Here is a 12,014-nt window from a genome sequence, read left to right as displayed (position 1 = left end):
GTCGATGACTTTACGGCCGTAGTTCAGTTGTTCAACAGTATATTCTTGCTGTGCCACAACGCACTCCTCAGATAGACAGCTTTTTAATGCGTTTGCCGCCGTAAAGCATGTTGACGATGGCACGCGTACCGACGATCGATGTGAACATAGAGGTCGCCACACCGATAGCGGTAGTGATAGCGAAGCCCTTAATCGATCCCGTACCGACCGCATACAGAATAATGGCCGTGATCAACGTCGTGACGTTTGCATCGACGATACTGGAGAACGCACCGCTGTAGCCTTCATGGATAGCCTGCTGAACGGAACGTCCGTTACGCAGCTCTTCCTTGATACGCTCGTTAATCAGTACGTTGGCGTCAACCGCCACCGCCAGCGTCAGAACGATACCCGCGATACCCGGCATGGTCAGCGTAGCGCCCGGAAGCAGGGACATAATCCCGACAATCAGCACTAAGTTAACCACCAGCGCGCTGGTCGCAATCACACCAAACTTGCGGTAGAACACCACCATAAACAGGATGGATGCCAACAGGCCAAACAGGCAGGCTTCCAGACCCTGAGTGATGTTTTGCGCACCCATGGTTGGACCAATGGTACGTTCTTCAACAATCTGGATTGGCGCAATCAAGGCACCGGCACGCAGCAGCAGCGAAAGCTGGCGAGCCTGATTCGGATCGTTTACGCCGGTGATGCGGAAGCTGTTACCCAGACGAGACTGAATAGTCGCGACGTTAATAATCTCTTCCTGCTTCGCCAGAATGGCACGTCCGTTGGCATCTTTCTTGCCGCTGTCCTTGTACTCCACAAACAGGGTCGCCATCGGCTTGCCGATGTTGTCCTTGGTGAAGTTGGACATAATGTTACCGCCCGCGCTGTCGAGAGAAATATTAACCTGTGGTTGGTTATATTCGTCCTGGCTCGAGGTTGAGTCGGTGATATGGTCACCGGTCAAAATCACGCGCTTGTACAGTACAACCGGCTGGCCGTCCTGCATCGGTTTGATTTCGCTGTCGCCCGGCACACGTCCGCTGGTTGCCGCAGTGGCATCCACGTTGGTGTTGACCAGACGGAACTCAAGCGTCGCCGTCGCACCCAGAATCTCTTTGGCGCGCGCAGTGTCTTGAATACCCGGCAGTTCAACCACGATACGGTCGGAACCCTGACGCTGCACCAACGGCTCGGCAACGCCCAGCTGGTTCACACGGTTACGCAGAATGTTGATGTTCTGCTGTACCGCGTACTCTTTGGCTTCGCTCAGGCGGTCATCGGTCATGACGATACGCAGGGTATTGTCACCACTGTTGGTGAACACGAGGTCGCGATGGCGAGGAGAAAGGTAGCTTGCAGCTTTGTCGCGGGTCGCGCCGTCACGGAAGGTCAGCTCAACACCGTAGTTGTCATACTTGCGAACCGTGGCATAAGGAATGCTCTGGTCGCGCAGGTCGCTACGCATGTTGTCCATGGTCTGCTCTTGCAGCTTGCCGAGCGCAGTGTCCATGTCGACTTCCATCAGGAAGTGTACGCCGCCGCGCAGGTCGAGGCCCAGTTTCATAGGCTCGCCGCCCAGCATGGTCAGCCAGGTTGGCGTCGCAGGGGCCAGGTTCAGCGCGATAACAAATTTGTCGCCCAGTGCTGCAGACAGCGCATCACGCGCGCGCAGCTGAACGTCGGTATCACGGAATCGTGCAAGGATTGAGCCGTTTTCCAGCGCAATCGACTTGCTGTCGATTTTGTCTTTATTCAGTACATCTCTGACTTGGTCCAGCGTTGCAACACTGGCGTCGGAACCCCGAGCGCCAGTAATTTGAACAGCCGGATCCTCACCATACAGGTTGGGAAGCGCGTAAAGCAGACCGACGATGATCACGGCGATCAGCATCAGATACTTCCACAAAGGATAACGGTTTAACACGGCAGTTCCCTTCGGGAAAATCAAAAATTAAAGCGCCTTCATCGTACCTTTCGGCAGAACGGCAGCCACGAAGTCACGCTTGATCATCACTTCCGTGGTGTCATTCAGCGCGATAACAACGTAACCGGTATCAGCTACTTTGCTTACACGACCGATCAGACCGCCGGTAGTCATCACTTCGTCACCTTTACCGATGGAGTCCATCAGTTTTTTGTGCTCTTTAGAACGCTTTTGCTGCGGACGCAGGATCATGAAATAGAAAATCAGACCAAATACCACCAGCATGATAACCAGAGAGTAAGGACTTCCCTGTGACGGTGCGCCAGTAGCTGCGACGGCATCAGAAATGAAAAGACTCATTTAAATTCCCTCATTGTTGTTATAAAACAAGTTGTTATTAAAACACGTTAAAAGCGCCAATGCCGATACGGCGGGCTGTTATCGTGAAGAAAACGGCCCGCCCGTCGACATCAGAAGTTTACAGGTGGAACTTCTCGGCCCTGACGCGTGTAAAACACTTCCACAAACTGCTCCAGCTCGCCCTTTTCAATCGCGGCGCGCATATCGGCCATCAAGCGCTGATAGAAACGCAGGTTGTGAATAGTATTCAGGCGCGCACCCAGTATTTCGTTGCAACGGTCGAGATGATGCAAGTAGGCACGGCTATAATTGCGACACGTATAGCAATCACAATGCTCATCAAGGGTCGATGTGTCATTTTTATGCTTGGCATTGCGGATTTTCACCACGCCATCGGTCACAAACAGATGGCCGTTACGCGCGTTACGCGTAGGCATAACGCAGTCGAACATGTCTACACCGCGACGAACGCCTTCAACCAGATCTTCGGGTTTGCCGACGCCCATCAGATAGCGAGGTTTATCCTCTGGAATCTGCGGACAGACGTGCTCGAGGATGCGGTGCATGTCCTCTTTTGGCTCGCCGACAGCCAAACCGCCCACAGCGTAACCATCAAAGCCAATATCTACCAGCCCTTTTATCGATACATCTCGTAAATCTTCGTAAACGCCGCCCTGAATAATTCCGAATAAGGCATTGTTATTTTTCAATTCGTCGTGACGATCGCGGCTGCGTCTTGCCCAGCGCAGTGACATTTCCATCGAACGCTTGGCGTAATCCCAATCGGCAGGATATGGCGTACATTCGTCGAAAATCATGACGATGTCGGAGCCGAGGTCGTTTTGAATTTCCATCGACTTTTCAGGGCTTAAGAAGACTTTATCGCCGTTGATAGGATTACGGAAATAAACGCCCTCTTCCTTGATCTTGCGCATCGCCCCCAGACTGAACACCTGGAAACCGCCGGAATCGGTAAGGATCGGGCCTTTCCAGTTCATGAAGTCGTGCAGATCGCCGTGCAGCTTCATGATTTCCTGACCCGGGCGCAGCCACAGGTGGAAGGTGTTGCCGAGCAGGATTTGCGCGCCGGTTTCTGTGACTTCTTCCGGCGTCATGCCTTTTACCGTGCCGTAAGTGCCGACCGGCATAAAGGCTGGCGTTTCGACCACGCCGCGTTCAAAGACCAGACGACCGCGACGTGCGCGGCCATCCGTGGTAGATAATTCGTACTTCATAATGTCTTGATTCTCTCAATAACCGGAAAAACAGTCCGATATTTAGGTGGGTACTGCAACTATTTACCTACAAGGGCTTTTCTCAAACCCCTTGTTTAAAATGACTTACTTACTGACCCACCACTTCCTGGGGCGCCAGCAGGTTACGGTTGATGAACATCGCATCGCCGTAACTAAAGAAACGGTACTGCTTGGCCACGGCCTGCTGATAGGCGTGCATGGTGTTTTTGTAGCCGGCAAAGGCCGAGACCAGCATGATAAGCGTGGACTCTGGCAGGTGGAAATTGGTGATAAGCACGTCGATCACCTGATACTCGTAACCCGGGAAGATAAAGATGCTGGTATCGCCGAAGAACGGCGCGATCAGGGCGTCTTCACTGGCCTTGGCGGCGCTTTCGAGTGAACGAACGGAGGTGGTACCGACGGCGATAACGCGATTGCCGCGCGCTTTGCAGGCCAGCACGGCGTCGACAACGTCTTGCGGCACTTCGGCGTATTCGGCGTGCATCACGTGTTCTTCAATGGTGTCGACGCGCACCGGCTGGAAGGTGCCCGCGCCCACGTGCAGCGTGACGAAGGCAAACTCGATGCCCTTTTCCTTTAACGCGTCCATCAGCGGCTGGTCGAAATGCAGACCGGCGGTTGGCGCCGCAACGGCCCCTAAACGCTCGCTATAAACCGTTTGATAAAGCTCGCGGTCGGCGTCTTCGTCGGGGCGATCGATATAAGGCGGCAGCGGCATGTGGCCGATTTCGTCGAGCAGCGTGAAGACATCTTTATCTTCATTGAATTGCAGCTCGAACAGCGTGTCGTGGCGCGCGACCATGGTCGCCTTGATGTTCTCGGCATCGCCCAGCAGCAGCTCGGCGCCTGGCTTCGGCGCTTTCGAGGCACGCACGTGAGCCAGCACGCGATGCGAATCCAGCACGCGCTCGACCAGCACTTCAATTTTACCGCCGCTGGCCTTGCGACCAAAAACGCGCGCAGGAATAACGCGGGTGTTGTTGAACACCAGCAGATCGCCAGGATTCAGCTTGTCGAGCACGTCAGTGAAAACGCCGTGCGCCAGTTCACCGGTCGGCCCATCCAGAGACAATAAACGACATCCGCTGCGCTGACTCTGCGGATAGCGGGCAATCAGGGACTCGGGAAGTTCGAAGGTAAAATCGGCAACGCGCATAGCTTACATTTCCACTTAAACGAAATAAAAAACAGTGTAAAACCTATCCAAAATAGTTCGTGCAGCAGGAAGGCGGCGAGCGCGTGGATCCCCGGGAGCTTACAGAGGTAAGTGACTGGGTGAGCGAGCGTAGCTAACGCATCTGCGGTACGAAGTATAAAGGATAAAAATTTTATCCAAAATTTAGGCGCGCTTAGTCTAAGTGGAGTGGGTTGCACCTGCAAGCTTTCGCCCGAATTAATAAGATTCTTTGCACAAGCCTGCAGGTATTCTTGATGATAATCAGGGTATACTGCGGGGATGAATTTTCTCGCTCACCTTCATTTGGCCAAATTGGCCGACAGTTCGCTTCTCGGAAACCTGATGGCGGACTTCGTACGCGGCAATCCTGACGGCCTTTATTCTGCCGAGGTTGTCAGCGGTATTCGCATGCATCGCCGCGTCGATGTCATGACCGACACGCTGCCCGAAGTTAAAGTTGCCCGCTCTTTTTTCAGCGCCGATTATCATCGCGTGGCACCGATTACGCTGGATGTGGTCTGGGATCACTTCCTGTCGCGCCACTGGAACGTCATCTGCCCCAGCACGCCCCTGCCCGATTTTATCGAACAGTGTCGCCTGTCGATCGCGCCTCATCTCGACGACACGCCCGAGCGTTTTCGCAATCTCAACGGCTATTTATGGTCGCAACGCTGGATGGAACGCTACGCAGATCTCTCCTTTATAGAGAATGTTTTGCAAGGCATGGCCAATCGCCGACCTAAATTGTCCGCCTTGGCGGGTTCGTTTTCAGACGTTGAACGCAATTATCCACTGCTGGAACGCCAATTTTGGGCCTTCTACCCGTCAATGATGCTGCATGCAAGCAATAAGCAGATCTAGATCACAATTTGATAGTCGAATGCTATCTGATCGATTGGTGCGGCAGGGTTTAAACCCCCTGACAATGCCCTTATACTGACACCGAAATTATTATCCCCTTCATTTACTTATCTACTAGAAAGGAATTGTTATGGTTCTGGTAACTCGTCCGGCCCCAGATTTTACCGCAGCAGCTGTACTTGGCAGCGGCGAAGTTGTTGATAACTTCAACTTCAAAAAACACACTGCGGGCAAAGCGACCGTTGTATTCTTCTGGCCGATGGACTTCACCTTCGTGTGCCCATCAGAGCTGATCGCTTTCGACAACCGTTACGAAGACTTCCAGTCTAAAGGCGTTGAAGTGGTAGGTATTTCCTTCGATTCCGAGTTCGTTCACAACGCATGGCGTAACACCCCTGTCGAGAACGGCGGCATCGGCAAAGTGAAATACGCGATGGTTGCTGACATCAAGCGTGAAATCCAGAAAGCCTACGGCATCGAACACCCTGAAGCGGGCGTTGCGCTGCGTGGTTCTTTCCTGATCGACGATAAAGGCATCGTGCGTCACCAGGTTGTTAACGACCTGCCGCTGGGCCGTAACATCGACGAAATGCTGCGCATGGTTGACGCGCTGCAATTCCACGAAGCGCACGGCGAAGTTTGCCCGGCGCAGTGGGAAAAAGGCAAAAAAGGTATGGACGCATCACCAAACGGCGTGGCTTCTTACCTGTCTGAAAACGCTAAAGGTCTGTAATCGACCCTCGGGCGCGAGCTCAACAGCGTTAACATTAACGGTCAGCTTATGCTGGCCGTTTTTATTGGTACCCGTTCCACACTTTCTCCTCCCTTCCCTGCTCTTCACACTCTGCTGCTTGCCTTTCTCTAAAAAATGTTAAATAACATAGGGGCTTATTGATGTTATTTCGTTTTTTTGGAAATTTTTCCGCACTTAAGACTGACAGGGTACGACAGGAGATCACATGTTTTTAAATCAATGGAAAAAACCGTTAACGGTGCCGCTGACGCTCGCGGCGCTACTGGTGAGCGGCTCGGTTCTTGCCGCCTCGGCCCCGGCGGTCGAAGCCAAAAACGGCATGGTGGTGACGTCGCAGTATCTGGCCTCACAGGTTGGCGTCGACATTCTCAAGAAAGGCGGTAACGCTATCGATGCCGCCGTGGCGGTGGGTTACGCAGAAGCCGTGGTCAATCCGTGCTGCGGTAATATCGGCGGCGGCGGCTTTATGACGGTGCATCTCGCCGACGGCAAAGACACCTTTATCAACTTCCGCGAAATGGCGCCCGCCGCGGCCAGCGCCAACATGTATCTCGACGCGCAGGGCAACATCAAGAAAGGCGCCAGCCTCTACGGTTATCTGGCCGTCGGCGTGCCGGGCACGGTGATGGGTCTCGACCACGCGCAGCGCGAATACGGCAAGCTGAGCCGCGCGCAGGTCATGGCACCGGCAATCAAACTGGCGCGACAGGGCTTTGTGCTGACCCGCGCTGACACCGATATTCTGGATACCAAAACCGCAAAATTCAAAGACGAACCTGAAGTCGCAAAAATCTTCCTGCGCAAGGATGGCACGCCGCTGCAACCGGGCGACAAGCTGATTCAGAGCGATCTCGCCAACACGCTCGAAGCGATTTCAAAACGCGGCCCCGACGCCTTCTATAAAGGCAAAATTCCGGCCGCCGTCGAAGCCGCATCGAAAAAAGGCGGCGGCATTATTACCGCAGCCGATTTCGCCAACTATAAAGTGACCGAAACCGCGCCGGTAACCTGTAGCTATCGCGGCTACAAGTTTGTCTCCGCGCCGCCGCCAAGCTCCGGTGGCGTCACGCTGTGTGAAACGTTGAATATCCTTGAAGGTTACGACCTCAAGAGCATGGGCTTCAACTCGGCGGCCTCCATTCACACCCTCACCGAAGCGATGCGCCACGCCTACATGGACCGCAACACCTTCCTCGGCGATCCGGCGTTTGTGAATAACCCTGTCGATCGCCTGCTGAGCAAAAGCTACGCCGCCGACATTCGCAAAAAAATCGAAGCCGACAAAGCTACGCCGTCGACGCAGGTTGAGCCGGGCATGGAGCCGCACGAGAAGCCGGAAACGACCCACTATTCCATCGTTGATAAAATGGGCAACGCCGTTTCAACCACTTACACCATTAATGGCCTGTTTGGATCGATTGAAATTGCGCCGGGCACGGGTTTCTTCCTTAACGATGAAATGGACGATTTCACCAGCAAAGTCGGTGAGAAAAACATGTACGGTCTGGTGCAGGGCAGCCGTAACGCCATCGCCCCGGGTAAGCGCCCACTATCGTCGATGAGCCCGAGTTTAATCACTAAAGACGGCAAGACCTTTATGGTTCTCGGTTCGCCGGGCGGGTCGCGCATCATCACGATTACGCTGGAAACCGCGCTTAACGTGATTGATTTTGGCATGCCTCCGCAGGAAGCCGTCAACGCGCCGCGCATCCACCACCAGTGGCTGCCGGACGAAGTGTATTACGAGCAGCGCGGCGTGTCGGCCGACAGCCTGAATCTGCTACAGAAAATGGGTTACAAGATGGTCGAGCAAACCCCTTGGGGCGCGGCGGAGCTGATTATGGTGGGCTTGCCGGGTGCGGCGGGCGTGACGCCACAAAGCTCGGGCAATGACGCGGCAGTGTCGGGGAAAGTGCGTGAAGGCTATCTTTACGGGGCCAACGACGTGCGTCGTCCAGCGGGTGCAGCAATCGGTTATTAATTAGCTATTAGCTATTAGCGATTAAGAGAAAGCTGACGAACAGCGTGTGGAAAGTTAAGACGCTGCAAGCATCAGGAGGTAAGCGAGTGCTTACCTCCTTTTTTATTACTCTACTTTTATCTCTGCGGATTAAGGCGTGACGCGAGGAGCGCGACGAGATTTAATCCAGTAGCCCAGCAGCAGCGCCACAACCCAGACGCCGCCCGCGTACAGCGACACGCGAGTATCCGGGAAATAACCAATCAAGCCGATGATAAAGAACAGGAAGATAATCGCGATAACGGAAGTCACGATGCCGCCACGCAGCGGAAACGCCAGCTCGGCAACCTGCTCACGGCTCAGCTGACGACGGAAGGCAATCTGCGAGAAGAGGATCATAATCCACACCCACACGGTGGCGAAGGTCGCCAGCGAGGCGATCACCAGGAAGACGTTTTCCGGCATGATGTAGTTGAGATAGACCGCCACCAGCAGCGCGGCCATCATCACCAGCACGGTGACTACCGGCGTACCGCGACGCGAAACCTTGGCAAACATCTTCGGTGCCTGACCCTGTTGCGCCATGCCGTGCAGCATGCGCCCCACGCCAAACACGTCACTGTTAATCGCCGACAGCGAAGCAGTAATCACCACGAAGTTCAGAATACCGGCCGCGACGGTGATGCCCATGTGCTGGAACGTCAGCACGAACGGACTGCCCTGCGTGCCCACCTGATCCCACGGGAAAATAGACATGATCACAAACAGCGTAGCGACGTAAAACACCAGAATACGCCACGGTACGGAGTTGATCGCTTTCGGAATCGAGGTCTTCGGGTCATCCGCTTCACCGGCAGTAATCCCAATGATTTCAATGCCGCCGTAGGCAAACATCACCAGCTGCAATGAAAGCACGGTGCCCATAATGCCCTGAGCGAAGAAGCCGCCGTGACTCCACAGATTACTGATGCCGGTCGGATGGCCGCCGTTACCAATGCCCCAGATAATGATGCCGAAGCCCGCGACAATCATCACCATAATGGTCAGCACTTTAAAGAACGAGAACCAGAATTCCAGCTCGCCGAATACCTTGACGCTCATCATGTTGATGCCGCCGATAATCAGCACCACGCTGAGCACCCACATCCAGTGCGGCACGTCCGGGAACCAGACGCCCATATAAATGCCGAACGCCGTGACGTCGGCAATGGCGACAATCAGGATTTCAAAACAGTAGGTCCAGCCGGTGATGTAACCCGCCAGCGGCCCAAGATAATCCTGTGCGTAACGCGAGAATGAGCCGCTTTGCGGATTATTGACCGACATCTCGCCCAGCGCGCGCATGATGATAAACGCAATAATCCCGCCGACCAGATACGCCAGCAGCACGCTTGGCCCCGCCATTTTGATAGCATCGGCCGAGCCGTAAAACAGGCCGGTCCCGATGGCGGAACCCAGTGCCATAAAGCGAATGTGACGGGTGCTTAATCCGCGTTTAAGCGTGTTTTGGGGCGTTTCTGCCGACTGATTTTCTAGAGATTGTTGCATTTAAAAATTCCAAATCATAAAGCGCAGTCTAAAAACGGATAACCAGGGCCTCGTTAAACGAGAGATAAAGCCCTTCGCTATCCTCTGCCAACGAAAAAGCCACGGAAACGAGTCCGTGGCCTTAATTGGCGGAAGCTTAATCAATCCCGATGCCGCAACGCGCGGACATCCAGCAAGCGCGCATTACTGATGTGCGGTGACGTTACGCGCGCCGCTCACCTTGTCATACACTACGGCCAGCAGCAGGACGATAGCAGAAGGCGGCAACCAGGCCAGCCCCTGCTCTGCCAGCGGCAGCTGCATCGTCCACGCTGGCAGAATGCTGCCAAAGTCCGCGGTTTTCAGGCCGTCGATAATACCGAAAATCAGGCTCACCAGCATGACCGGCGCGATGATACGGGTCGAATGATTCCACCAGCGAAGGGTGAAACTCAACAGAATCAGCACGATACACGGCGGATAAATGGCGGTCAGCACCGGCACCGAAATCTGAATCAGGTGGCTCAGGCCAAGGTTTGAGACCAGCATTGAGAACAGGCCCAGAATAAATACCAGCGTCTTGTAAGAGAGCGGCAGATACTGCGCGAAGAACTCGGCACAGGCGCAGGTCAGGCCTACCGCCGTCACCATGCAGGCGATGAAGATAAGCGCCGCCAGGAAGAAGCTGCCCACGCCGCCGAAGGTTTGCTGCACGTAAGTATGCAGAATCACCGCGCCGTTTTGCGCCTGAGGAGCCAGCGACGCCGTGTTAACACCCAGTTTGAACAGGCTGAGGTAGACCAGCAGCAGGCCCAGACCCGCAATCAGGCCCGCCCAGATAGTGTAACGAGTCAGCAGCTTGGCTTCTTTTACGCCGCGTGAACGCGCCGCATTAACGATAACAATGCCGAATACCAGCGCGCCCAGCGTATCCATGGTCAGATAACCATTAATAAAACCGTTGGAGAACGGCACAGCTTCATAAGCGGGCGTTGGTGGCAAAGGTTGACCCGCAGGCCACAGCACGGCGGCGATACCCAGCACGGCCAGCGCAAAAATCTTCAGCGGCGCCAGAATATGGCCCACCGTGTCGAGCAAACGGCCCGGATAGAGCGAAATACCGATCACCAGCACGAAGTAAATCAGGCTGTAAACCAGCAGTGGCATGGCGCCATCGCCTGTCAGCGGCGCGATACCAACTTCAAAGGAAACCGTTGCGGTGCGCGGCGTGGCAAACAGCGGACCTACCGCCAGATAGCAAACCGTCGCCAGCAGCAAACCTGCCTTGCGGCCGATTGGCGTGCTGAGTGCATCAATGCCGCCGCCCACGCGAGCCAGCGCAATCACTGTGATCACGGGTAGGCCCACGGCCGTTATCATGAAGCCGAGCGCGGCCCACCAGACGTGGTGACCAGCCTGCAAGCCGACCATCGGCGGGAAAATGATGTTCCCTGCGCCGACGAATAAGGCAAAGGTCATGAAACCTAATGCCAGAATATCTTTGGTTGTTAAACGATGACTCATGATAGATGCCGTGATGCCTGTGCAAATGAATAAAAGTGTCCACTACTGCCCCTGACACCCGACTCAAACTCTGAGGAAATCTCTTGATTCCGGCGGGCGGCAATGGCCCATTCCATCAATCCAGAGAGAGCTGAAAACGCCTGACGAGAGTAAAATTAAGACGTAGTTATGCAGGGGTGATGCCAATGACAGCGGCGCTAAGGTACGCTTTTATAGTGTATGAAGGCAAGTCTTGATCCCAAAAGCAGAGTCTTCAACTGGATTTAAAACCCTGAACAGTAATATACACTGGATATAGACAATAAATCATCACATGATACGTATGATTAATGAGCAACAAATGCCCATTTCGAGCTTTAAAGAAATGAAAAGTGCGCGAAACAACCGGATTAGGGTCATTTCACGCACAATTATTCGGGAGATAATGATCACTTGGGCAACGTTTATTTAGCAATTACGCCCATTTTTATAATCTTTTTTAAATCAAACATCTCGATCCAAGCGCAGAGATTTCGAATTACAGGAAGGCGGCAACTAAGCTCATCCCCAGGAGCTTACATTGGTAAGTGACTGGGGTGGGCGAAGGAAGCCAACGCATCTATGGTTCGAAAGATCCAGCGTCACCGCATCCAAGCGCAGAGATTTCGAATCACAGGAAGGCGGCGACTAAGCTCATC

At 54.1% G+C, this 12,014-nt stretch carries 9 protein-coding genes; 3 read left to right on the top strand and 6 right to left on the bottom strand.

The window, feature by feature from the left end:
- Nucleotides 1-67 precede the first annotated feature (67 nt).
- From secD to queA, 4 genes are all read right to left on the bottom strand, one after another.
- Entirely contained in the window at nt 68-1,915 is a 1,848-nt protein-coding gene (gene secD / locus SC206_RS13990) for a protein translocase subunit SecD (protein WP_332738046.1), read from the bottom strand.
- A gap of 27 nt (nt 1,916-1,942) precedes the next feature.
- Nucleotides 1,943-2,275 carry a preprotein translocase subunit YajC gene (gene yajC / locus SC206_RS13985; RefSeq protein ID WP_045046030.1) on the bottom strand — a complete coding sequence of 111 codons (333 nt, stop codon included), beginning with the start codon at nt 2,273-2,275 and terminating at the stop codon, nt 1,943-1,945.
- A 110-nt stretch (nt 2,276-2,385) separates the two neighbouring features.
- On the bottom strand, nt 2,386-3,510 hold the full coding sequence (gene tgt / locus SC206_RS13980; protein WP_332738045.1) for a tRNA guanosine(34) transglycosylase Tgt: 1,125 nt from the start codon (nt 3,508-3,510) through the stop codon (nt 2,386-2,388).
- Nucleotides 3,511-3,619: 109 nt separating this feature from the next.
- Nucleotides 3,620-4,690 carry a tRNA preQ1(34) S-adenosylmethionine ribosyltransferase-isomerase QueA gene (gene queA / locus SC206_RS13975; protein ID WP_332738044.1) on the bottom strand — a complete coding sequence of 357 codons (1,071 nt, stop codon included), beginning with the start codon at nt 4,688-4,690 and terminating at the stop codon, nt 3,620-3,622.
- A gap of 300 nt (nt 4,691-4,990) precedes the next feature.
- On the opposite strand from queA, the gene SC206_RS13970 reads away from it, so the two are divergent.
- The 3 genes from SC206_RS13970 (at nt 4,991) to ggt (ending at nt 8,307) form a co-directional block, all read left to right on the top strand.
- Nucleotides 4,991-5,572: an ACP phosphodiesterase gene (locus SC206_RS13970; protein WP_332738043.1), complete on the top strand. Its 582-nt coding sequence runs from the start codon at nt 4,991-4,993 to the stop codon at nt 5,570-5,572.
- Nucleotides 5,573-5,702: 130 nt separating this feature from the next.
- A complete protein-coding gene (locus SC206_RS13965; protein ID WP_045046026.1) occupies nt 5,703-6,305 on the top strand; it encodes a peroxiredoxin C in 603 nt (200 codons plus the stop codon).
- 226 nt (nt 6,306-6,531) lie between these two features.
- Nucleotides 6,532-8,307 (top strand): gamma-glutamyltransferase, encoded by a 1,776-nt coding sequence (ggt, locus tag SC206_RS13960; protein WP_332738042.1) that lies wholly within the window; start codon nt 6,532-6,534, stop codon nt 8,305-8,307.
- 129 nt (nt 8,308-8,436) lie between these two features.
- Here ggt and proY read toward each other — a convergent pair whose 3' ends face one another.
- The gene (gene proY / locus SC206_RS13955; protein ID WP_332738041.1) at nt 8,437-9,834 is read right to left on the bottom strand and encodes a proline-specific permease ProY; all 1,398 of its coding nucleotides are present in this window, start codon (nt 9,832-9,834) and stop codon (nt 8,437-8,439) included.
- 183 nt (nt 9,835-10,017) lie between these two features.
- Complete coding sequence (gene brnQ / locus SC206_RS13950) at nt 10,018-11,337, bottom strand: branched-chain amino acid transport system II carrier protein (RefSeq protein WP_332738040.1); 1,320 nt, start codon at nt 11,335-11,337, stop codon at nt 10,018-10,020.
- Nucleotides 11,338-12,014: the final 677 nt, after the last annotated feature.

Origin of the sequence: Rouxiella sp. T17, from assembly GCF_036663475.1 — a bacterium.
Lineage (GTDB): Bacteria > Pseudomonadota > Gammaproteobacteria > Enterobacterales > Enterobacteriaceae > Rouxiella.
The sequence above is the reverse complement of the archived record's forward strand: the minus strand, read 5'-3'. Positions and strand labels throughout refer to the sequence as shown.